General features: G+C 49.1%; 20 protein-coding genes. 11 read left to right on the forward strand and 9 right to left on the reverse strand.

Annotated features, from left to right (window positions below; translation table 11 throughout):
- Nucleotides 1-4 precede the first annotated feature (4 nt).
- Nucleotides 5-160 (reverse strand): rubredoxin, encoded by a 156-nt coding sequence (locus Q7J08_RS04685; protein ID WP_011832552.1) that lies wholly within the window; start codon nucleotides 158-160, stop codon nucleotides 5-7.
- Nucleotides 161-285: 125 nt separating this feature from the next.
- On the opposite strand from Q7J08_RS04685, the gene Q7J08_RS04690 reads away from it, so the two are divergent.
- From Q7J08_RS04690 to Q7J08_RS04700, 3 genes are all read left to right on the forward strand, one after another.
- Entirely contained in the window at nucleotides 286-1,929 is a 1,644-nt protein-coding gene (locus Q7J08_RS04690) for an AarF/ABC1/UbiB kinase family protein (RefSeq protein WP_304910534.1), read from the forward strand.
- Nucleotides 1,930-2,023: 94 nt separating this feature from the next.
- Nucleotides 2,024-3,439: a radical SAM protein gene (locus Q7J08_RS04695; RefSeq protein WP_304910535.1), complete on the forward strand. Its 1,416-nt coding sequence runs from the start codon at nucleotides 2,024-2,026 to the stop codon at nucleotides 3,437-3,439.
- Between the two features lie 60 nt (nucleotides 3,440-3,499).
- Nucleotides 3,500-4,987 carry a carbon starvation CstA family protein gene (locus Q7J08_RS04700; RefSeq protein ID WP_304910536.1) on the forward strand — a complete coding sequence of 496 codons (1,488 nt, stop codon included), beginning with the start codon at nucleotides 3,500-3,502 and terminating at the stop codon, nucleotides 4,985-4,987.
- A gap of 7 nt (nucleotides 4,988-4,994) precedes the next feature.
- On the opposite strand, the gene Q7J08_RS04705 is transcribed toward Q7J08_RS04700, so the two are convergent.
- Nucleotides 4,995-6,275 carry a hypothetical protein gene (locus Q7J08_RS04705; protein ID WP_304910537.1) on the reverse strand — a complete coding sequence of 427 codons (1,281 nt, stop codon included), beginning with the start codon at nucleotides 6,273-6,275 and terminating at the stop codon, nucleotides 4,995-4,997.
- Nucleotides 6,276-6,474: 199 nt separating this feature from the next.
- On the opposite strand from Q7J08_RS04705, the gene Q7J08_RS04710 reads away from it, so the two are divergent.
- Complete coding sequence (locus Q7J08_RS04710) at nucleotides 6,475-7,023, forward strand: hypothetical protein (RefSeq protein ID WP_304910538.1); 549 nt, start codon at nucleotides 6,475-6,477, stop codon at nucleotides 7,021-7,023.
- 63 nt (nucleotides 7,024-7,086) lie between these two features.
- Here Q7J08_RS04710 and Q7J08_RS04715 read toward each other — a convergent pair whose 3' ends face one another.
- Complete coding sequence (locus Q7J08_RS04715; RefSeq protein ID WP_304910539.1) at nucleotides 7,087-8,670, reverse strand: uracil-xanthine permease family protein; 1,584 nt, start codon at nucleotides 8,668-8,670, stop codon at nucleotides 7,087-7,089.
- Between the two features lie 88 nt (nucleotides 8,671-8,758).
- On the opposite strand from Q7J08_RS04715, the gene Q7J08_RS04720 reads away from it, so the two are divergent.
- The gene (locus Q7J08_RS04720; RefSeq protein ID WP_304910540.1) at nucleotides 8,759-9,859 is read left to right on the forward strand and encodes a hypothetical protein; all 1,101 of its coding nucleotides are present in this window, start codon (nucleotides 8,759-8,761) and stop codon (nucleotides 9,857-9,859) included.
- A gap of 7 nt (nucleotides 9,860-9,866) precedes the next feature.
- Here the strand turns inward: Q7J08_RS04720 and Q7J08_RS04725 are convergent, their stop codons facing one another.
- The 3 genes from Q7J08_RS04725 to ileS are packed head-to-tail and all read right to left on the reverse strand — an operon-like array spanning nucleotide 9,867 to nucleotide 14,773.
- Nucleotides 9,867-10,469, reverse strand: a complete 603-nt coding sequence (locus Q7J08_RS04725; protein ID WP_304910541.1) for a Yip1 family protein — start codon at nucleotides 10,467-10,469, stop codon at nucleotides 9,867-9,869.
- Between the two features lie 22 nt (nucleotides 10,470-10,491).
- Nucleotides 10,492-11,613, reverse strand: a complete 1,122-nt coding sequence (locus Q7J08_RS04730; RefSeq protein WP_304910542.1) for a flavodoxin domain-containing protein — start codon at nucleotides 11,611-11,613, stop codon at nucleotides 10,492-10,494.
- Nucleotides 11,573-14,773, reverse strand: a complete 3,201-nt coding sequence (gene ileS, locus Q7J08_RS04735; RefSeq protein ID WP_304910543.1) for an isoleucine--tRNA ligase — start codon at nucleotides 14,771-14,773, stop codon at nucleotides 11,573-11,575. The genes Q7J08_RS04730 and ileS overlap by 41 nt, the downstream gene beginning before the upstream one ends.
- Nucleotides 14,774-14,953: 180 nt before the next feature.
- On the opposite strand from ileS, the gene Q7J08_RS04740 reads away from it, so the two are divergent.
- The 6 genes from Q7J08_RS04740 (at nucleotide 14,954) to fmt (ending at nucleotide 19,762) form a co-directional block, all read left to right on the forward strand.
- Complete coding sequence (locus Q7J08_RS04740; protein ID WP_304910544.1) at nucleotides 14,954-16,729, forward strand: aldehyde ferredoxin oxidoreductase family protein; 1,776 nt, start codon at nucleotides 14,954-14,956, stop codon at nucleotides 16,727-16,729.
- A gap of 29 nt (nucleotides 16,730-16,758) precedes the next feature.
- Complete coding sequence (locus Q7J08_RS04745; protein ID WP_304910545.1) at nucleotides 16,759-17,517, forward strand: HesA/MoeB/ThiF family protein; 759 nt, start codon at nucleotides 16,759-16,761, stop codon at nucleotides 17,515-17,517.
- A complete protein-coding gene (locus Q7J08_RS04750; RefSeq protein ID WP_304910546.1) occupies nucleotides 17,514-17,792 on the forward strand; it encodes a ubiquitin-like small modifier protein 1 in 279 nt (92 codons plus the stop codon). The genes Q7J08_RS04745 and Q7J08_RS04750 overlap by 4 nt, the downstream gene beginning before the upstream one ends.
- 214 nt (nucleotides 17,793-18,006) lie before the next feature.
- Nucleotides 18,007-18,189 carry a CxxC-x17-CxxC domain-containing protein gene (locus tag Q7J08_RS04755; protein WP_081406649.1) on the forward strand — a complete coding sequence of 61 codons (183 nt, stop codon included), beginning with the start codon at nucleotides 18,007-18,009 and terminating at the stop codon, nucleotides 18,187-18,189.
- A 153-nt stretch (nucleotides 18,190-18,342) separates the two neighbouring features.
- Nucleotides 18,343-18,831, forward strand: a complete 489-nt coding sequence (def, locus tag Q7J08_RS04760; RefSeq protein WP_304910547.1) for a peptide deformylase — start codon at nucleotides 18,343-18,345, stop codon at nucleotides 18,829-18,831.
- A gap of 1 nt (nucleotide 18,832) precedes the next feature.
- On the forward strand, nucleotides 18,833-19,762 hold the full coding sequence (gene fmt / locus Q7J08_RS04765; RefSeq protein ID WP_304910548.1) for a methionyl-tRNA formyltransferase: 930 nt from the start codon (nucleotides 18,833-18,835) through the stop codon (nucleotides 19,760-19,762).
- A 331-nt stretch (nucleotides 19,763-20,093) separates the two neighbouring features.
- On the opposite strand, the gene Q7J08_RS04770 is transcribed toward fmt, so the two are convergent.
- The 3 genes from Q7J08_RS04770 to Q7J08_RS04780 all read right to left on the reverse strand — a co-directional run bounded on the left by Q7J08_RS04770 (nucleotide 20,094) and on the right by Q7J08_RS04780 (nucleotide 23,643).
- The gene (locus Q7J08_RS04770; RefSeq protein WP_304910549.1) at nucleotides 20,094-21,116 is read right to left on the reverse strand and encodes a hypothetical protein; all 1,023 of its coding nucleotides are present in this window, start codon (nucleotides 21,114-21,116) and stop codon (nucleotides 20,094-20,096) included.
- Between the two features lie 612 nt (nucleotides 21,117-21,728).
- A complete protein-coding gene (locus Q7J08_RS04775; RefSeq protein ID WP_304910550.1) occupies nucleotides 21,729-22,970 on the reverse strand; it encodes an ABC transporter permease in 1,242 nt (413 codons plus the stop codon).
- On the reverse strand, nucleotides 22,963-23,643 hold the full coding sequence (locus Q7J08_RS04780; RefSeq protein WP_304910551.1) for an ABC transporter ATP-binding protein: 681 nt from the start codon (nucleotides 23,641-23,643) through the stop codon (nucleotides 22,963-22,965). The genes Q7J08_RS04775 and Q7J08_RS04780 overlap by 8 nt, the downstream gene beginning before the upstream one ends.
- Between the last annotated feature and the right edge of the window lie 3 nt (nucleotides 23,644-23,646).

Raw genomic sequence — 23,646 nt, forward strand, 5'->3', positions numbered from 1 at the left:
GCGTTTACACCTTTTTGAACTGCGATTTGCTGGCGCCGCAGACAGGACACTTCCATGTGTCCGGAAGCGATTCAAAAGCGGTTCCTGGCGGGTACATGATACCTGCACCTTTTTCAGGGTCGTAGACGTATCCACAGACCGAGCAACGGTATTTGTCCATTTTTATCAATCCTTCCTTAGTTTCTAAGGCATTACAATAATTCGAGCCTCAAGGTTATAAGTGCTTTCTATAGGATAATTTAGCCGTAATATTAACATCTGTAAACGCCAATTAACAACTACACTATGGCGAGTGTAAGTCTTCGAAGATATGGTCAGATCGCTGATGTATTAGTCAAATATGGGTTTGGGTACTTCATCAACGAACTGTTTCCCGGTTTTATCAATACGAAAAAAACAGCTGTTGAGGAGTACAGCGGATACTCGACGTACGTCAGGGTCCGTATGGCCCTTGAAGAACTGGGTCCCACGTTTGTAAAATTCGGTCAGCTCATGAGCACGAGAACTGAACTGTTCCCTGCCGAAATGATCGACGAGCTGTGCAAACTGCAGGACAGGGTGGGCGTGGTCCCGTTTGATGAAGTCATCCCCACGCTGGATGAATACATCCCCGACTGGCGTGACGTTTTCACCTCAGTCGATCCAAAACCCCTTGCTGCTGCCTCTATCTCGCAGGTGTACCGGGCCGTAATGCAGGACGGGACCATTCTTGCCCTGAAGATCCAGCGTCCCCGGATCACAGAAAGGATCGAACAGGATGTCGTTCTCCTTCGATCCATCGCCCAGCTGCTTGAAGACAAACGCCCGGAACTGCGTATGTATAATCCGGTCTCTCTTGTCGACGACTTCACCACACAGATCAGAAAGGAACTGGACTTCAACCGTGATGGTATGAATGCCGAGCGCCTCGCCCGGAACATGAGACTTTCCGGCATCCCCGGCATAAAGGTCCCGAAGATCTACTGGGACTTCTCCGGAAAAGAGCTGCTTGCCATGGAATTTGTTGCCGGATGCAGAAGCGACGACATCGATGCGATCATTGCGATGGGCATGGATCCAAAAGAGCTGTCAAGCCGTGGTCTGAAAGCCTTCATGGTCCAGATCTTCCAAAACGGTTTCTATCACGGCGATCCGCACGCAGGAAATCTCCGGATCTCGCCGTCCGGCGACCTGGTCTTCCTCGACTTCGGCGTCTGCGGAGTCGTGATGAAGGATATGAGAAACAAATTCATCTCGCTTATCCTCGCGCTCCTTTCTGCCAACACCGACATGACCATCCGGTACATCAAAAATCTGGGTGTTCAGATCCCTCAGACTGGTATCGACGAATTCCGGGGAGAGCTGTATCTGGCTCTCCAGGATTACAAAGAGATGGGTGCCCAGGTGAACTTCTCCGGTCTCCTCGGCTCTATCCAGGATTTGTTCCAGAAAAACAACATCCGTGTTCCGCCAAACATCATGCAGCTCTTAAAAGCCCTGATGCTTGTCTCCAATGTTGCCTTCACCCTTGATCCGGATCTTGAATTCACCAAAGAAGTGGAACCTTTCTTAAAGCAGATCGTGGCAGATGAGATGAAGGACCCTGCCAACCTGCAGAAAAAGATGCTGGATGCCAAAGTCAGACTCGAAGATCTTGCCCGGGTCCCTCGGCAGCTCGGCTCGGTTCTCGAGATGGCTTCGGAAGGAAAACTCAAAGTGGATATCTCTGCTAAAGAGGTCACGCAGCTGAGTAAAACGATCGAAAGTTCCGTTGATAAACTGGTTATCGGGCTGATCCTTTCTGCGATCGTGATCGGTTTGTCGCTTGTGATGATGAGTCAGACTTTTACGGTCGAATTTGTCCCGATCATCGCCTATATCATCGCTGTTTTAGTTATCATCGTGATCTTCTACAAGATGCGAAGTCGAGGCAAAAAACACGATGATTAACCTTTTTTTTACCGTCAATTCGTGACAACAAGTATATCAAAGAGAAGGAATGATAATTATAGTTATTCACTACCCCTTTGGGAGTTAACCAATAATGACGCATACTACGTTAAAAGAAAAATTACAGATGCTCGGTATCAAGCGTGTTCTTAGTTACCTTGATTCCGACCCTGACAAAAACATTCCAAAGCTCCTTAAGTGGGTCGAGCTCCTGGACAGAAACAACACGCTGGACGGTCCTCTTCCCACCGTGAAACGTGTGCTCTCCGACAAAGACGGAGTTTGGTACAAGTTCATCAAAGATCTTTACACCGATATCGATCCCGGGGTCCGAAAACGGATCTTCGAGAATTTTATCGTCAATGCTGTTGTTCTCGGCAGAGACAAGAAGATCAAACTCAGAGATGAGGAAGGATGCAACATCCCCTGGGCCATTCTGATGGATCCGACCAGTGCCTGCAATCTGAAATGTATCGGATGCTGGGCAGCTGAGTACGGCAACCGGATGAATCTGTCCCTCGAAGAATGGGATTCGATCATTGAGCAGGGAAAAGCCCTTGGTACCTACTTCTTCCTCTACTCGGGCGGAGAACCTCTTGTCCGGAAAAAGGATATCATCAAGATGTGCGAAAAGCACAGTGACTGTATTTTCCTTTCCTTTACGAACGGCACGTTAATCGACGAGGCATTCGCCGACGAGATGCTCAGAGTCGGCAACTTTGTTCCGGCGATCAGTATCGAGGGTGACGAGGCAGCGACCGACGGAAGACGCGGAGCTGGGGTCTATCAAAAAGTCATCAAGGCGATGGCGATCCTGAAAGAGAAGAAACTCCCGTTCGGGATCTCCTGCTGCTACACGAGTGCAAACACCGATATTATCGGCAGCGATGTCTACATCGATGATATGATCGCCCGGGGAGCAAAGTTTGCCTGGTTCTTTACCTACATGCCGGTCGGCGTTGACGCCGTTCCTGAGCTTCTGGCAACGCCTGAGCAGAGAGAGCATATGTATCACCAGGTCAGACACATCAGAGCTACCCGGCCTATCTTTGCCATGGACTTCTGGAATGACGGCGAGTATGTGAACGGCTGTATCGCCGGCGGGAAATTCTACCTCCACATCAATGCAAACGGCGACATTGAGCCGTGTGCATTCATCCATTACTCTGATGCAAACATCAGGACCCACACACTCCTCGAGGCATACAAATCCCCGCTCTTTATGCAGTACCGGAAAAACCAGCCGTTCAACCAGAACCTTCTTCGTCCCTGTCCGTTACTCGACAATCCGGAGAGACTCGCTGCAATGGTCGATGCTGCAGGGGCAAAATCCACGGATATGGTGAACCCCGAAGACGTGCACGATCTGATGAAGAAAACCGTTCCCGCTGCAGAGAAATGGGGACCGGTAGCCGACGAACTCTGGAAAGAGAATCGTGCCGAGAAGGCTGCAAAAGCCTGCTGTCCGGGCAACTGCACATGCAGCTGTCAGACTCCTGAAAAGAAGTAATACTCCCAACTATTTTTCACAATTTTTAACGTGTCATATGTTTTACACTGATTACTCAGTATGATCACGTTTCTCGTAGGCATTTGTATCCTTATCTTCGGCTATTTCTTCTGGAGTAAGGTTGCGGAAAAAATATTCGGGCCCGACGACCGGAAAACGCCGGCACTGAATCATCCGGACGCGGTCGAGCGTGTTCCTCTTTCCACAAGGCGGAATCTCCTGATCCAGTTGTTGAACATCGCGGGTATGGGTCCGGTCGTGGGCGTGGTCCTCGGTATGAAGTTCGGTGCGATCGTTTTTCTTCTTCTCCCGATCGGAAACGTGATCGGGGGGGCCGTTCACGATTATTATGTGGGGATGATCTCCGCGAGGAACAACGGTTCCGACATGACAAGCCTGGTCAACAAGTTTTTCGGCAGAAATGTCGGCGGGCTCTTTATTGTCCTGGTCATTCTTTCGCTCCTGCTTCTCGTTACGACGTTCACAAACATTCCGGCAAACTTCATTCAGCTGCTGCTTCCGTTCGGCGTGTCCGTTCTGATCTGTGCGGTGATCGGGATATTTGTCTATTATATCATCTCGACGATCTTTCCGATCGACAAAGTGGTCGGCAGGATCTATCCAATATTCGGCGTGGCTTTGATCGTGGTCACAGCCCTTTTGTGTATTGCATATATTCCATTTGCTTCGGATATTCCGGATATTGTTCTGACACCGGCGGGAATTGCGGCGGCATTCACCGCTCATCCTGACGGTCAGCCGATCATTCCGATGCTCTTCATCACGATCGCCTGCGGGATCCTTTCCGGGTTCCACGCGACCCAGTCGCCGATCACGTCGAGGACGATCACCTCGGAGCGTGAAGGACGACGAGTATTCTACGGTATGATGATTGCGGAAGGGATCATCGCGATGATCTGGGCGGCAGGGGCTTCGATAATTTTCACGCTCAAACCGGAGATGCTTGCGTCAACGAACGGGAACGCGATCATCTTCGAGATCCTGGATATGGTGTTTCCGACGTTTCTGATCGTGCTCGCGATAATCGTGCTGATCATCCTCGCGATCACGAGCGGGGACACGGCCCTTCGAGTCATCCGGACCTCGGTCGCGGGCCACTTCGGATTCGATCAGTCGACGATGAGAAAACGCATCCTTCTGGCTCTTCCGTTGGTTGCCGTGATTACCATGCTTCTGTTCTGGTCAAATCTGATCCCGACCGGGTATGCGATCCTCTGGAATTACTTTTCCTGGTTCAATCAGGTCATCGCCTCGTTTGCTTTGATGACGGCGACGGTGTATCTGATCAGCAAAGGAAAACCGTTCTGGATCTCGATGATACCGGGCGTTGGTATTTTGTTTATCGTGATCTCGTTTATTTTATGGGCAAGCCCGGAACACCTCGCAGGAGTGCCGTTTGGGATCGGCATGCCTCTTGAGATGTCGTATGTTGTATCAGGTGTCCTGACGGCGGTGATCTATGCTCTTGTGATAAGGCAGGGAAGGAAACTGAAAGCTGACAAAACCTTCTCGGCTGACGAGGAGTAGCTGCTTCTCAGAGATTCGGCGAATTCACCACGGTCTGATATACATATTCCCGATTATACGGCTCAGAAATGATGAGATTATAGATGTCTACAAACCGGTTCTGTTCGCCGACCGTGCTGCTGTACGTGGCGTAGGTACTGGTATATGTTGAGAAGTATGCCTGATATTCTGCATACAGTGTCTCATACTCTGTTTGATATGCAGTATATCCATCCCAAGCTTCATCGGCAGCTGTGAGGAGTTCGGTCTGTTCCGCTTTCAGGATATCCCACTGCTGCACATACTCGGCATATGTTATTTTATTTGACGAATAATCGCTGTTTAATTTTTTCTGCTGAGTTGTAACTGCATTTGCCTGGTCGATATACGCATTATATGCAGAGAGTTTTGCGTCCATCAATGCCGCTAGGGAGTTGAGATCGTTCTCGTATTGGGTTATGGTCTCTTCCATGGTCTCGAGTGTATTCGTATTTGATTCTGTTTTCGCGGAGAGTTGGTTGATCAGTTCAGCGGCTTTGTCCCGGTAGGCGAGGATCGCCTCGATCTGATAGCCGGCGGTGTAGATTTTTGTTCCTTCTCCGGCTGTGATCACGACGGGCGTGCTTTTGAGTGAGGTCCCGTCTTCGAAGGTGAATGATTTGTCTGTTACATAACTATAGCTGGTTGTTTCAAGGATCGCATATCCGCCGGTATCCGGATAGGCGGTCGTGTCGGTGGTTTTGATCCCGACCGTTGCATGGCTCTCTTCTTCAAAGACAAGTAATACTGCATCATACCCGGCACGTGTGAGGAGCCCGGCAAGGAGCATGCTTTTGTCGTCGCAGTCTCCGAATTTGTCGATGACGGTTTCAACAGGATAGCGGTAGTCTTCTTTTGTCGTATACGGTATGCTCTGGACAAAGGTCGCGAGCAACTCGACATATTCGTCGTCCGTCAGACTCCATGAGGTTCTGACGTGGTCTGTCTGGTCGAGGATCTGTGCATACATTTCCTCCTGCAGGGGATCGTTTATGATATTATTATAATATTCGAGTGTTAGTATTTTGGTGTAGGGAATGGTTTTTGATCCGGCATTTCCCGCTCCTTGATAGGTGGATGCCGGAACGGAGACGAACAGGGTCACCGAGCTGTCTTTGAAGGGGAAGGTGTATTCTGCGGCGAGGGTCCCGGTATAGGAGTCGTCCGGGTATATGTGGGGATTTGAGTTCAGATAAAAAAGATAGTATCCCGTGCAGGAGATCAGTATCAGGAAGATTACGAGGAGTATGGGGAGTATGATCTTTTTCATAAGGGAACGTTGATATGTTTTTTAGCTGTTCTTCTGCTTTATATATTCTGTGTGGGCACGTTGGGTGCTGAGGATTTTTGGGAGGTCTACTAGGCAAACTGCTGTTGCTGAAGGTTTTTTCCACACGAAAATGAGATGAATGAGATAAAAAAAATCATCGGCATCTATTTCGTTCTCTTCTTCCAATTATCCAATAATCATGATCATCAACAATCCTCAGAATAGTACAATAGTACCAACTAATTTTAGTCACTTAAGATTTGCAGTTAATTCAAGTTATGATTCCATGATTACCACTCTTAAATCAATGAAACCTTCACCGGAACTCACTTCGGAACAACAGGACCAGATATTTTTAGTAATTGGTACTTTATTACAGTGGATTATGGTTTGTTGGGAAAGAAGAGATAAGAAAGATGGTAGCTCTCCGGATGAACAATCCTTTATGGATGCATTAAGACAACCTAATAATTTATTGAAACATAATCATACCTTTGTGGAATTTCAATATTCATCATCTGTTATTACTGGCGGATTTAACCGTGGTGGGTTTAATCGGACTGCTTTTAATCGGAGCATTGTTATTATTAATTATTTTTGGAAAAATTTGGATGACATTCTTGTAAAGAAAAATCATAGAAGCTATATTAAGGAATATAATATCCAACTTAGTGGAAAAGAAATAATTCCAACTCTGAACAAAGCAAAAGAAATCGTATTAACATCTTTGCCAGACGTAAAATCGTAATAGAACTTTACTCACACAAATCCTGTGGGCTGAAAATATTACCTTTACGAAATTGATGGACATCTACATCAGCGGATAGCTCGCTCTAACGACACGCCCCTGCACCTCCAAATTCCCCCGTCCCCCGCTGATCTTCGGCACATCGCCCACCGGCCCCTTGAACACCATCTCCGCTCTGAGCATGCCGATCGACTCAAACCTCATCTCAAGCCTCTCCGGCTCTCCGGCATTCGCCACGCTCTGCAGATGATTTGCGATCGACAACACCTGCATCCGGTCAAGCGTCCACTGTCTCCCGCACTCGAACAGAAACTTCTGCAGATTCGCGTCCTTCGAAAAATCGAACGACCGGTGCTTTCGGATACCGATTTTCAGCACAAGACCGAGGACCAAAACCGCCATCGACCCGGACGTCAGCGGCGACGCGAAGAACAGTGCCAGCGTTTTCGGGAGACCTTCATACAGATACGGACACACCGCCGACGAGACCCCGATCAGAATCGGCAGGATCACCACAAACTTCCGCCGGGGATCCAGCATCCGTGACGAAATACTCTGGATACCGGTGACCATCACAAACGTCACCGCATACAAAAGGGTCGCTCCAAGGATCGGCTTTGGCAGAATATGGAACACCCAGCCGATTGCCGGCAAAAATCCGCACAGAATCAGAAAGAACCCGAGCCCGAGCCCGATCCGTTTTGCTGCGATCCCGGTCCCGACAACAAGTCCCGTCGCTCCAGAAGATGAACCGATCCCGACCCCGCCCAACGCTCCCGCGATCGCGACCCCTGCTCCCTCCGACATCAGACCGTTTTTCAGCGTATTCTTCTCGCCCTCTTTCGTGTAGGCGTTCAGAAGCGAAATGTTTCCCACCGACTTCAACATCACGCAGATCATCGCGATCGTAAACGGAATCAGCAGAGCGAAATCAAACGAGTAGGAGACGATTCCGATCGGATTCGGGATCCAGAACACCGAAAGGCTCGTGATCTCGAACAGCGTCTCGAGGCGGAAAACGCCCAGAAACACCGAAGCTGCCATTCCGATCACGATACCGATCAGAATTGCATAGAATTTAAAAAACCGCTTCGGGATTACGCTCAACAGGATCGTGGCAGAAAGCGTGATAATACCGACCACGGTCGATGCCGGGTCCAAGGGGCCTGCGTCCACGCTCCCGAAAAACAGCGGAAATGCAAACGGAACGATAGCGATCCCAAGAAGAAACAAAACGACACCCGTGACCTCGTTCGGGAACACGATCCGGAAAAACTTCGTGAACCGGCTGATTACCATCTCAAAGAGTCCCGAGATGATCAGCATTCCATACAGAAGAGGAAGGCCGCCTGCCGTCGCAGCAAGAAGCGATGCCGGCAGATACGAAGAGTTCGGCACCATCGGCAGAAGGTATCCTGCCCCCGTTTTCGCAAAAGACTGAAGGATCGTGGCGATCCCCGAGCCGATCAGGGTCGCACTGATCAGAAACATCGTCAGATCCGTTGATCCGCCGATCGCATTGCTGATGATAACCGGATACGTCATGTACACGGCAAGGACGAAGAAATGCTGCAGGATCGTGAGAACCGTCGTTCCCAAAGGCACCCTGTCATTGACATTGTAGATCGGTTCATCCCCCTCAGCCATTATGAACATGTGTTGGTTGTACTTTTATGTTAAAGCTTATCGTAGGAATAGGATTATCAATTTTTCAGACATATAAAATAGAAATCCTATGAATGAGAAGCAGGAGTTTATCACCAGGATCGAAAACCAGATTCAGGTCGAAGAGGAGTATACAAAGATGCTCGAGGATGGAAAGCATCGTTTGTCCCGCTCAAAATATCTGATCCTGATTCCGCTCACTTTGTTTGTGATAGTGGCAGTGATTTCCAATATGAAATACCAGAATCCCGGCCAGATCCTCATGATCTGGATCGAAGGAAGCTTCTATCTCTACATGTTCTACTTCTTTTTGATGATGATCCCGTCAGTGGGGTCGGACGCAAAAATAAACATCTTCGATAAAAAATTTCTGGTATATGTGCAGGAGTTTCTCAGGCTCGCAAATATTCTGCGTACCGTCCGAAAAAACCGGCTGACCCTGGTCGAATTTTTCTGGAACTCTTTTCTCATCAATACAAAACCGCTCGTGAAAGGTTTCACCATTCTGTATCTGATCGATCTTCTCTGTGCGGTCGTCATGAAATTTTTCGACATGATCGACTGGATGATGTTCCTTCTGCTTGTTGTCCAGATCGGAGTGATCCTGATATTTTATTCAAGGATCACTGCCGCAAAACCCGGAACTCCTGGATTTTTTGTTGGGAAGCCTCTTTCCGAAAAGGAAAATACCGGAATTGCGGGTGTGAAAGCCTGGCTGTATGTCGGTATCTTTTGTCTGTTTACCTGCCTCATCATTGTGGGTGCGATGTTTTTCCCGGGCATGACGCTTGGACAATTTCTCAGCGACATCACGCTCGTTCCCGGAGAGTATCCGTTCCTTCTCGTTCTGATCCTCATAACCCAGGGTCTGATCCTGAGATATTTCCAGGGTGTCGAGAGCAGAAAACTGATGAACTCTCTTAACGAACATCACCTCTCGGTCTTAAAGGACGATCTTTTACCGCGGGTCAGCCAGGCTCACCCGGAGGATCTTACCGATCTGAAACGCGAGTTCCTGCTTTTTATCATGAACAAGCTTCTGGTCCAGGAGTTTTTCTACCGGTTCCCGGCATATGTCCTTATGCCCAATTTACTTCTGGCTCTCGATCCGGTCGCTCAGGAGATCCTGGTGAAGACCGGCGAGGATAAACATCTCAAATATATGCTGTAAAAAAAGATTAGAAGGAAGATCCACTCATTTTGAACTCCGAACCCGATCCCGATCCGGCGTAGAGTGCAGCACTCTCGGTAAGAGATGCCGTTATCACATAGGAGACGATACTCATGACGATCATCAGAATGATCGGGATGAGGATGCAGGTGAAGACCTTTTTCGGGGGGAGTTCGGTGATGGATGCAATACCGAAGATCCAGACCGGAATACACCAGAACATGACCGCTCCCTGCAGTGCGAGGCTCACAATCGGGTCTATTGTGCCGACGAGTCCAACGAGTCCGCTCAGAAGAGCCCCTATCGCGAGGATCGCGGAAGCATAACCGGTCACGGCGAGCATCTGCTTAAAGGTGCATTTCGCATAGCCCAAGATTTTAACACCGGCTAAGAACAGTCCGGCGACGACTGCCCATGAGATGAATATACCGATGATCCCCGCGACCACGGTGATGACTGCTGTGAAAATATCTCCCGGGAGAATGAAGACAACTGCAAGCAGGGAATAGATAAGCGTGATCAGCGCCGGGATCAGGAGACCTTTCGGACTCTCTTCGAAGAACTGCTTTTGATCGAAAAGCAGGTATTTGACTGCATTTTTCATATTCATAGATGTCGGATAATATTTCTATTCAGTCACTATTAACTTTCCCCAGTGACCTTGTCAGGAGAGCGATCGTTTTTGCATCGACGATCTCTCCGTGGGCGATCATCGCAAAAATATCAGCTTTCGGCACTTTCACGACTTCGATGATCTCGTCTTCGTCTCTTGCGCAGTCCTCGCATGGTACAAGTCCCCGTGCTTCAAAGAGCCAGAGTTTTTCCGTGCAGAATCCGGGCGTCGAGTACACATATCCTCGCGGAATATACTCATTTGCCGAGAACCGGGCTTCTTCTGCAAGCTCCCTTTTTGCACATTCCAGGGGCGTTTCATTCCCGTTATCCATGCCGCCTGCCGGGACTTCAAGGATGTATTCATCGATCACGGCGCGATACTGTCTTATCAGATATACGTGGGTCTCATCGGTCGGGAGAATGCACACCGCCGGGACCGGCTGGACGAAGAGATAGTTCCTGTCCTTTCCATTCGGCAGGTGAACGTGCCGGGTTTCGATGGTGAGTCTGGGCGTGTCGTAGATTATTGTGCCGGTCTCCGGTTTGGCTGATCCGAGTGCTTCAAGTAATGGACGGATCTGCGCTTTGCTCACGAAATCCGCCTCATTTATCTTCAGTCTTTTCATCATCAGTTTGTTGCCGATCCCGATTTTTTTGTAATCGAGTGCTCCGCGAAGATGAAAGGTCTGGATAGTATCCTGCATTTTCCAGGAAAAATTTTTGGTACGGAGATCTTCGTATTTCTTCTTGTCTGCCGGGTCAGTCAATCCGACGGTAAAGACAATGATCTTCTTGTCCTTGATCTGTTCATAATTGTCCGAGATCAGCGCGATGCCGGCGATACACCCGACGTAAACGCCGGCTCCGTAAATGATCGTGTCGTACGGCATGAGATCATCAGGCTTGACATCATCGGCATTTTTCAGATCAGCCCCTAATTCTTCAGCGATCCATTCGGCATACTGTTTCGTGGATCCGTATTTCGATTTATAAATGACAACTGTACTCACGTTTATCCCTTCTTTATTCAGAATTGGTCGTGATGAGATAAGTGCTTTAGTATCGCCGCGGCGGTCCGCCGAAAAAAAGGAGTTGGTATTATTCTGCTTGGGAAATGCTGATGTGAACTTTGAGATCATCGATCTCCCAGTCCATTGCAAGAGTTGCTTCGTCAGCAGCACCGCATTCGCAGGGTTCCCCGTCCGCTACTCTGATCTTGAGGCAGTTTGCCCTGACCTCGTTTTCGATGACATCATGCTGGGAATTCACGAGAGGCATGACCCGTGCATCATCGATGACGACATCTGCTTTGATCTTTGCATCGACGGCGAGACCTGCCTGTTTTCTCATCTCCTGGATCCGGCGGATGACTTCACGGGAGTATCCTTCGGCTTCGAGTTCCGGCGTGAGGGTCACGTCAACATAGATCATGCCGTTTTCGATCGGCGAGGAGAAGATGTTTGCCGGCATCTTCTCTTCAAAGGTTATGTGCTCATCGGTAAGTTCAGCGGTAAACCCGTCCTTTTCCATTACAACTTTTCCGTCTGCCGTCAGGGAAGCTTTCAGCTGACTGCCGTTTGTTTCTTCGATGAATGCCTTGACTTTGGGCCCGTCGCGTCCGAACTGTTTGCCGATCACTTTCATGACCGGGACCGCGGTCCAGTCGAGTTTGTCCCAGATGCCTTTCACGACCGTAACGGAGCGGGCATTTGCCCGGTCACAGCACATATCGTTCATTGCCGAGATGGCGCCGGCGACCTTATCCGATTCGGTCGCGACAACGATCTGTCCAACCGGCCAGCGCCCTTTGCGTTTTCCGTTCTGGCGGGCGTTCGAGACTGCTTCGTCGAACTCCTGAACGATCTCCATCTCCTCTTCGAGGACCGGGTCGCGCAGTGAATCGTTTCCGCTGAACCAGTCGACCATATGGACCGATTTCGGGTCGCCTTCACATCTCAGGTTCTGGTACATTCTTTCGGTGATGTGGGGGGCGAAGGGTGCGAAGATGGTAACGAGTCTGCGCAGAACGTAATACATGGTGTCGTACGCCTGCATCTTCGAGACCGATTCTTCTTCGAGCCACATTCTCGGTCTGACCAGCTGGACATACCAGCGGGAGAGTTCATCGAGGACGAAGGTGCTGATCGGGCGGGTCGCCCGGTGAAGGCTGCAGACCTCCATCTCTTTAGTGACCTGCTCGGCAAGAGAGTTCACGCGGGAGATGAGCCAGCGGTCTTCTCTGCCGAACTCTTTGATGTGGTCTTCCACAACTGAAGGATCCCAGCCGCCGTCTTTCGTCGCCGGTTTGTAGCTGTCGAGTGCCATATACGGGAGCGGGAATTTGTAGACGTTCCAGAGAACATTGAACATTCGGTGGTTCGTCTTAACGCCTTCAAGGGAGAAGCGCATATCATCCCAGGGAGCATTCGCCGAAAGGATGTACTGACGCATAACATCCACACCGAACTGTTCGATGACGTCTTCGGGTGCAATGACGTTTCCAAGACTTTTACTCATCTTTTTGCCGTTTGCGTCAAGCGCGAATCCGTGCATGAGTACAGATTTGTACGGGGATCTGCCAAAGGCGATCGTGGAGAGGGCAAGCTGGGAATAGAACCATCCGCGTGTCTGGTCCTGTCCTTCGAGGATGAAATCCGCCGGCCAATATTTGGCGAAGTCTTCGGTCTTCTCCGGGAACCGGAGTGTTGCCCAGGATGCGATTCCCGAGTCGTACCAGACATCGAAGATGTCCGGGATACGCTTCATCGTTCCGCCGCATTCGCAAGGCATCGTGATGTCATCGACGTACGGCCGGTGGGGATCGGTCATCTTCTGACCGGAGAGCTGTTCGAGCTCTGCGTATCTGCCGACGACATGATATTTATTACAGATCGGACAGACCCAGACCGGGATCGGGATACCCCAGTATCTCTGCCGGGAAATACACCAGTCGCGAGCCTCTTGGATCCAGTCATGGAATCTGGCGGAACCTGCCCATTCAGGGAACCAGGTGACTTCTTCCGAGATCTCTTTGAGCATCTTTTCCCTGACATCCTTTGCTTTCAGGAACCACTGTGAGGTTGCACGGTAGATGATCGGAGTCTTGCATCTCCAGCAGTGTCCGTATCGGTGAGTGATCTTCCGGACAGCAAGCATGGCGTCTCCTAAAACGTCGATGACCCCCTGATTGGTTTCGGGTGCTTTGACGTATTTTCCTGCAAAGACACCCGCTTCTTCGGTGAAGTTTCCGTTTCCGTCGACCGGGCAGACGATCGCGAGATCTTCTTTCAGACCGACGAGGTAATCGTCCCAGCCGTGACCCGGAGCGATATGGACCATTCCGGTGTTTTCCATCGCCACGTAATCGGCGATGACGATACGGTGCTCGATCTTTTCCTGAATGGGAACCGCGGAAGCGAGGGGAGAATTGTATTTTGTTCCGGCGAGTTCGGCTCCGGTCTTTGTTTCAATGACCGAGTAGTCCTGATATTTTCCGTATTTGAGGATCTGTTCAACGAGGTCTTTTGCGATCCAGAGGTCTTCGGTCTTTCCGTCTTTTACTGCCCGGCATTTTGCGTAGACAAAGTCTTTTCCAACGGCCACTGCCACGTTTGCGGGAAGGGTCCAGGGGGTTGTGGTCCAGATAACGAGGGATTCGTTCTCGGCTCCCTGAATGGGGAATTTAACGAAGATAGACGGATCGGTCTCGTCCCAGTACTCGACTTCAGCATCGGCGATCGCCGTTCCGCAGCGGGGACACCAGTTGACGACCCTGGATCCGCGTTCGAGCATCTTCTCTTCTTCGCAGCGTTTGAGGGTGTACCATGCAGCTTCGATGTATCCTTTATCGACCGTCTGATAGGGGTCGTCGAAGTCCATCCACGTCCCAAGTCCCCGGAACTGATCGCTCATCAGATCTTTGTGGGTGAGAGCGAACTCACGGCACTCTTCGATGAACTTTGCAACACCATACTTTTCGATGTCTGCTTTGTTTTTGAACCCGAGCTTCTCTTCGACTTTGACCTCGATTGGAAGTCCATGCATATCGTAACCGGCACGTTCGATGATATGCTGACCGGTCATCGAGTGATATCTGATGATGGAGTCTTTGAGGATCTTGTTCCAGGCAGTCCCGAGATGGATGTAGCCTGTTGTGTACGGCGGTCCGTCGACAAAGAACCACGGCTGGCCAGACTCGTGAAGTTTGCGTGTTTCACGATAGGTATTGTTTGTTTTCCAGTACTCCCGGACGTCGTTTTCGACAACGGCTGGTACATAACTTTCTGATATTTCTTTCACGAGTTTCTTCCCTCACTCAATATGTGGGTAAATATTGGTCGTCGTTATACATAAGGGGTTTTGTGTCCCGGCGTGCTCTTCTCAGAGTCAGTTTCATTGATGCCCAAATTTTATGTGAAAATAATCCTCGATTCTAACCTTTATGAATAATGACTGCGAAGTAACTGTTTGGTAATCATCATGGACGGATATGCAGGAAACATGGTCTATGTCGATCTCTCTACCGGGGCGATAACAATCAAACCCACGCCGCCGGAACTCAAAAAGTCATATATCGGCGGACGGGGATTTGGTATCCGGCTCCTGACTGATATGGTTGACCCGAAGATCGATCCGTTGAGCGACAAGAACATTCTCGTCTTTGCAGCCGGACCGCTGACCGGCACCGGCATTCCTCTTGGGAGCAGATATGAGGTCTCGGCCGTCTCACCTCTCACTGGGACCGCGATGAGCGGTAACAGTGGGGGAGTCTTTGGCTGGAAGATGAAAAAGGCCGGGTTCGATGCGGTCGTTATCACCGGCAAATCCAAACAACCGGTCTATCTGTTCCTCGACAACGGAAAGGCCGAACTCAGGGATGCTGCTTATCTCTGGGGTAAAACCACCGGGCAGACTACCGACGCCATCATGGATGAGCTCAAGGATCCGAGTGTTCGGGTATCCTGTATCGGCCCTTCGGGAGAAAAACTCGTGCTGTTTGCCTGCATTATCAATGAAAAGACCCGTGCAGTCGGACGGGGAGGGGCCGGGGCCGTAATGGGGTCAAAGAACCTGAAAGCGATAGCAGCCAGAGGAGACCAGCCTATCAAGCCGGCGGACGAAGAACAGCTCAAGGTTGTTAAAGAGCGCGTGAAAAACAAGATCGAGGAGAACGGGATCGCCAAGTCGCTGCACACGTACGGAACGGCTGTGCTCGTCAACATTCTCAACGAGAATTATCTCCTGCCGACCCGCAACTTCCAGACCGCCCATTTCCCGGAGGCTGATAAGATCTCCGGCGAGACGATGGCGAAAACGATCCTCAAGAAACCCAAAGGATGTTTTGCCTGTATTGTGCAGTGCGGACGAGTGCATGAATTCGACGGCGAGACCGGAGAGGGGCCGGAGTATGAACCTGACTGGGGATTTGGTGCCGACTGCGGTATCGACGATCTAAAAATGATCGCCCGGGCCAACAATCTCTGCAATGAGTATGGGCTCGACTCAATTTCGATGCCGACAACGATCGCATGTCTGATGGAGATGGCGGAGAAAGGGTATGTCAAACATCCGATCCGATTCGGCGATGCAAAAGGGATGCTGAAACTCGTGGAGCAGATCGCGAAGCGTGAGGATATCGGCGATGAACTTGCCGAGGGATCTTTCCGGTTTGCGACGAGATACGGTCATCCTGAACTGTCGATGAGCTCCAAGAAGCAGGAACTGCCTGCCTATGATCCCCGGGGCATTCAGGGATACGGACTTGCAGCTGCCACCTCGGTTCGAGGTGCAGATCATGTATATGCATACATGATCTCTCCGGAGATCCTCGGGGCGCCTGAGAAGATCGACCCGTACCTGATCAAGGGAAAACCCCAGTGGGTCAAGACTTTCCAGGATCTGACCGCTGCGATCGATGCACTGGGCATGTGCCTCTTTACGTCCTTTGCTCTCGGGGCAGAGGATTACGCTGATCTTCTTACCGCGACCACGGGAGTGAAGACCGATGCAGAAGAACTGCTGAAAGTCGGCGAGCGGATATGGAATCTTCAGAAGCTCTATAATATTCAACGCGGGTTCGGCCGCAAAGACGACACCTTGCCGGACAGGCTCCTGAACGAACCCCTGACAGAAGGTGCCCCGACAGGCCAGGTATCCCGGGTACATGAAATGCTCGATGAGTATTATACGCTTAGAGGCTGGGACGCAGAAGGCACACCGACAAAGGAAAAACTCCAGGAACTGGGGCTGATGTAAAACATCAGGCCATGCTGAAGGATTCATATATGTCAAAAGAGTCTTCGGATACCCGGTTTCTGAGGCAGATCTCTCTTTTTGGAAGAGAGGGTCAGAAGAAACTTAAGGACGCCCGTATCCTTCTTGCCGGGGCTGGTGGTCTAGGTTCGGCGATCGCGACATATCTCGCGGCCGCCGGTGTTGGCTATATCCGGATCGTCGATGAGGATGTCGTCGAGCGTTCCAACCTCAATCGGCAGATCCTATTTCATGAGCAGGATATCGGTGTATGCAAGGTTGAAGCAGCGGAAAAAACGATTCATGCACTCAACAGCGATGTCGAAGTGGATGCAGTATGTCGGCATATCGATGAGACATCTGTGGGGGATCTTGTCCAGGGGATGGATCTGATTCTTGACGGCATGGATAATTTCGCCGCCCGCTATGTTTTGAACCGTGCCGGTCTCAATGAAAAGATCCCGTTTATTCACGGCGCCGTGAACGGATTCTACGGACAGGTAACTACCCTCATTCCCGGTGTTACCCCGTGTCTTCGCTGCATTGTTCCAACAACGCCGACCTGGGAAAAGAATGCGATCATCGGGGTGACTTGCGGAGCGATCGGCAGTGTCGAGGCTTCCGAAGCGATCAAGTATCTCACCGGAACTGGAAAATTACTCGAAAATCGGCTTCTGCTCTGGGACGGGCTTCGCGGCGAATGCGAATCGATTCAAATCATGAACTCTCCTGACTGCACCGACTGCGGTTTTTCAGAGGGTGAACCAGATGGCCGGAGGTTTTCCGTATGAAGATCACAGTGAAAGCGTTTGCCACATTCCGTGAGGTCATGGATATGCAGATCGAGCTTGAGTTTCCGGAAGGCACGACCGTTCGCACGCTTCTTTCTGAGCTCACCGGACGATACAAGGGACTAGGTGAGATGATGTTTGCCGATCCGGATACTCTCCGGGACTTTGTCAACATCCTGAAAAACGGGAGAAACATCCATTTTCTTGCCGGTCTCGACACTCCTCTTGATGATGGGGACATGATTGCCCTGTTCCCGCCGGCTGCCGGGGGATAAGGGCTCCCCTCGCACGAAACACGTGAAACCGGAAATAAAAATAGCTATGGATTTTTTGCGGGCATATCCGTCCTGCTTTCTTCATCCATGATACACAAGTATTTATCTACGGGGTGTGTATAAGGTAACGCAGTTATCTGTGGGAAATATCAGTAAGACTCTTTTGTCTCATTGTTTTTTTTCGTGAGCATTTATGCTCCAAGGAAATCCTATCATGGAAAGAAGAAATAATTTTGGCGCACCACGCCAGTTTAATGACGGCCCACGCGAAATGACCAAAACAGTCTGCTCAGACTGTGGAAAAGAATGCGAGGTACCGTTTAAGCCAACAGAAGGTAGACCAGTCTATTGTCAGGAATGCCTTCCAAAACACCGGACCCCACGGAACCGGTTCTAATACTGTTCGGACTTAACTGTCCAAACACATCATTTTTCTAAAATCTATTCAGTATTCTGTTTTGTGCGGTTTTCGCAATACATGTGTTTTCTCTTCTGACTACCCAACTATATCAGTCAGATTCATCAGGCAAAAAATCCAACACTAATAATAATGGAGATTCAGTTATACGGAAAAGCGGTACTTTGCAAAGTTGCCGAGCCCGTCGATACAATAACCCCTGAACTTTTAGCCGCTCTTGACGAGATGGTCCCGATGCTCAAAGAACACCGCGGAGTCGGTCTTGCTGCCCCGCAGGTCGGGATCGGAAAACGGTTCTTTGTGATGAATCCCGGAGACAAAGTCCGCAGAGTCATCAACCCGGAGATCCTGAAAACCGGCAATGCCTTTGTCGAGATGGAAGAGGGCTGTCTCTCTGTTCCCGGCATCCATAAAAAAGTCCGCCGATCCCGGAGGATCACGGTCAGATATACCAATGAAGCCGGCGAACTGATCGAAGAGGAGCTGAAGGATTATCCGGCTCGGGTCTTTCTGCATGAATATGATCATCTTGACGGGATCTTATTTGTTGATAAGATCTCGCCGATCGCGAAAAAAATGATCGCAAAGCAGCTTGAGGATCTAAGTAAAAAGGAGGCGTAACGTGCGTGTCCTATTTATGGGGACGCCTGAGTATGCCCTTTCTTCTCTTCGTGCGGTGTTTGCAGAGCATGAGATCGTCGGTATTCTGACTAGGGTCGATAAACCGAATCGCAGAGGAAACAGGATCGAGTTTTCTCCGGTGAAGGTTTTCGCACTTGAGCATGGGATCCCGGTTTTTCAGCCGGAAGATATGAAGGACCCTGCTCTCTTCGAGCAGCTGAAGGCTCTTTCTCCTGATATTTCCGTTGTGGTGGCATTTGGGATGATGATACCCGATTCGATCATCGATCTCCCGAAACACAACACGATAAATCTGCACGGCTCGCTTCTGCCGAAGTATCGGGGAGCAGCTCCGATGCAGTATTCCGTGCTGAACGGGGATAGTGAGACCGGAGTCTCGATCATGTACGTGACGGCTCGACTTGATGCCGGCGATGTGATCCTCTCTAAGTCTATCCCTCTGGATGAAAATGCATCTTATGGGGAAGTCCACGACCTTCTTGCAGATCTCGGGGCCGAAGCACTGATCAAGGCTCTTGAACTGGTGGAGTCAGGTCAGGTCACCAGAACTCCGCAGGATGATTTGAAGGTGACGTTTGCCCCTTCCATCTCCAAAGAGGAGTGTGTGATCGACTGGTCTCTTCCTGCCGGAACGGTTCATAACAGGATCAGAGGGCTTTCACCGATTCCTGGAGCAAATACCCGTCTTCCCGACGGAAAACTCATGAAGATCTACAAAAGTGAGAAGGTCTTCGGGGATTATACCGGAGAGCCGGGAACGGTTGTCGATGTGATCAAAAAGAAAGGACCTGTCGTGATGACGGGGGGTGGCGCTGTCTGTATCCTTTCAGCAAAACCTGAAGGGAAACGCGAGATGCCGGGTTTCGAGATCGTGAACGGGCATTATCTCAAAGTCGGCGACTCACTCTGACCCGGTTCTTTTTTTTTTTGGAAAAGGAGGAACTCGGTTTTGGGTTTGATCCAGTTCGGGAAGGGTATTGCCTGATGTGGAAACATGAAAAAATCCCCCCGCGAATAAACGCGAATAAACGCGAATCGCATTTTTTCTGTTCCGCCCTCTTGACCTTCGGTCGCGTCCCTACGCTACGCCTGATCGGCTCCGCGTGGTCGGGACGGCGGAACGAAAAATGCTGGAAAACCCGCGTCGCGGGTTTTCTCACGAGGAATATGCAAAGATTCAGCCACATCAATATAAAATATAGAAGGAAGTTGGACTTGGAATCACACATGTAAAATAATGATTATGATTGATTTTTTGTTACTCTCTCAATATGTGTTAGATATTCATTGATAAATTCACGATTGCTTTTATTCGTATTTAAATTCTGCAAAAATCCGAATGGTTTCCAGCCGAAAATTTTGAAATTTACCACACTACCATTCATTCCCGTCTCTCTAAAATTTGGAAAATCATCTGTTCCTTCATCTAAAACACCTTTTCGCGGCAATAAAAAATCTGCAAGTGACCAACCACTACCACCATTACAATGACACTGATAAACAGCCTCCTTTTTTGGGAACGAACGGAGTATCATTTCATCCTGTTTCTTTTCCAACATAAAGCGTGAATATAGTAGATAATCTCCTTCTGTGATACCAACTCCTTCGATAGTTCCGTGACCAAATATCCATATTCGTGTTGTATTATTATTCAACAGAATATCTGTTAACATCTCATTACTCGTACACAAATAAAATTGATATGCTTGGTCAAGAAGAGTAAGACCCTTAGCCAAGTCAATCGCCGTATCATCAAATGAGTCAGTAAAAATCTCTGAATTTCGTGCAAGAATGATTGCAGTGTGGTTTTCATTTGAACGATTTGAACGATTTGAACAGTATTTCTCGATATTTTTATATGATTTTTTATCCGTGGAGATATGCAATAGAGATGCACAAATAATAACCCACGGAAGAAAAACGGAGAGTTCGATCATCTCAAATTTAGGGAATATTATTAGAGCAACAATAAAAATACAAACAATAATCGTTAGATGTACAAGGAATCGTGTTGGTTTCAAATCATAAATAAACTGAATAAACATGACACAGGTTAAAAAGATAAATACCCATGAAATACCGATGATCCAGATAGAATTGGATGCTATAAATGGAATGGAGAAATATTCTATATGTATTGCTATCAATAAGCAACAGAACAGTAAAATACCTGTGTTAAGAAGACATTTACGACGATATTTCATTTTTTGAGCGATAAATAAATCTTGAAAAAATTTTAGTTGATTATTTGATTCATCACTCATAATAATCACTGCTTATGCCATATTCCTCGGAAAAATGACAGATAACTAGAAATGATTGTCACATTTGAAATATGTCGTATTATACTAATTGTCATAGTAATCTCATTCAATTATCTGAATATTGGGCTCAAAACCATATAAACCCCTAACCGCCTGGTGCAATAATGCCCCGGAGAAGAGCAAAAATTCTGTTTTCTTTCAATAGAGAGGGGTACGGAAATAAGAAATCGAACTGCTTATTCATACTAGAAACACAGGAATAATTCAGCCAAAGAAAACCGGCGACGCGGATATTCCAGCATTTGTCCAAGAGCCGAAGGCTCTTGAGATGTCTCACGAGCTTATAGCCCGTGGATTTTCCACTCTGGCGTTCCTATCACGCGGAGCCGATCAGCCGAAGCGTAGGAACGCGGCCGAGGATTGAAACGACGAGGATAAGAAGACAGCGTATGATAAATGCGGTTCGCGGTTGGTTTTATTCTCTTGTGTCTACACGAATGCCGTACACGAAATCGACGTACACGAAATCGACGTACATGGTATAACGTACATCAGCTTTTTTGAATGATAGTGCACCGTGTAAGTCCTAATTAAAAAAAAGAAGAGGAGTCCTCAGTCGGTTGCCATTGCTTCGACCGGGTTGAGGTTCGCTGCTTTCCATGCCGGATAGAGACCGGATATCAGACAGACGATCAGCCCGATAAGAATACCGATCGGCACATAGGAAAGAACCGATACCGAAAACATCGCATCGATGGATCCGATCATTGCCATCAGCATCAAAGGTGCTGCGATCAATGCAAGCAGAGTTCCGATGATTGCCCCAATTAAACCGATCAGCCCTGCTTCGTAGAGGAACATCAGCAGAATCTGGCTTCTGTAGGTTCCGATACTTCGAAGGATACCGACCTCTCTCGTTCGCTCCTTCACGCTCATCAGCATCACATTTACAATGGCCACTGCTGCGACCAGAAGGGAGATTCCGCTGATGATGGTCGTGAAGATGCTTGACATTGACATGATATCATCGAAGACCGCCATGATCTCATATGAGTTCAGGATATAGACCGTATCATCGGAGTCTTTGTCCTCCTTACCGTTCATCTTCTTCTCGATCGCTGCGTCGATCGCATTCAGTTCCGTTGGATCATATGCCTTGACGATTACTTTGTCATAGAGACCGTGGTTGTCTCCGACAAGTCCGGTGTACCACTCGATAGATCCGACGACCGCATTGTTTGTGGAGAATCCAAACGTCATAGCGCCGCTGTCTTCCATGATACCGACGACTCTGCACGTCACCTCCTGACCGGTCGTATCGAGCATGATCATCCGGCTTCCGATCCTGAGATCGTTATCATCGGCAAAGGTCTCGCCGACGATAACATTGGTCGATCCCCGCGGAAGAGTGCCCTGGATCAGCGTGGCAAGTTTCGTGATGTCACTCGAATCCATTCCGGATATCGTGGCCATCGTGGTCTCTTTTCCGATATATATGTACTTACTTGACGAGTACAACGGGATGAATTCGTAATCTTTGGTCACGGATTTTACTGCAGACTCGATATCCCGGAGATCTTTTGTCGAAAAGCCCGTTGTTGTCGTTCCGTCGATGACTTTTTCACCTACCGGTGTGATCGTCAGCGTGTCTGCCGTGTCGGAGATCATCGAGTTCATCTCCTCGGTAAATCCTGCGCTGATCATTCCCATTCCGCAGATGGCAAAAACACCGATGATGATACCGATCATCGAAAGGATGGTCCGAAACTTATTCAGTTTCAGGTTTCTGACCGCAAGCGAGAGGACCATTGGCGAGTAGATCTTCTGCCATAATGATGTGTTTTCTTCACTCATCGACGATCTCACCGTCCTTGATGATCACTATACGTTCGGCGTATTCGGCCGTCTTTGGGTCATGGGTGACCATAACGACCGTTCTCCCTTGGGAGTGCAGCTCTGTCAGGATCTCCATGATCTGAATACTCATTTTTGAATCAAGATTTCCTGTTGGCTCATCGCACAACAGAAACGTCGGATCGTTTGCGAGCGCACGTGCGATCGAAACTCTCTGCTGCTGACCCCCGGAGAGTTCGTAGGGTGTGTGCTGCATTTGACCGTCGGTCAGTCCGACCATTCTGAGAAGATCTGCTGTGCGTGTCGTCGTGTCCTTATGTCCGTGCTTTAAGATCAGCGGATACTCGACGTTTTCATATGCCGTCAAGAGACTGATCAGGTTATATTTCTGGAAGATGAATCCGATCGTCTCTCTCCTGTGCAGGGTCATCTCATCATCCGTCATCTCCAGCGTTGACTTGCCGTTGATTTTAATATCGCCGGAAGTCGGCACGTCCAGGCACCCGATCATATTCATCAGTGTCGATTTGCCCGAACCTGACGGTCCCATGATGGCCACAAATTCTCCTTTCTGAATGGAGAAATCTATGTGGTTTAATGCATGGACGTCGCCCGCAGGCATTGGATAAATTTTCGAGACGTCATGCAGTTCGACCACAGGGATCGAGTTCATGGC

The sequence above is a fragment of the Methanocorpusculum sp. genome (assembly GCF_030655665.1).
GTDB lineage: Archaea > Halobacteriota > Methanomicrobia > Methanomicrobiales > Methanocorpusculaceae > Methanocorpusculum.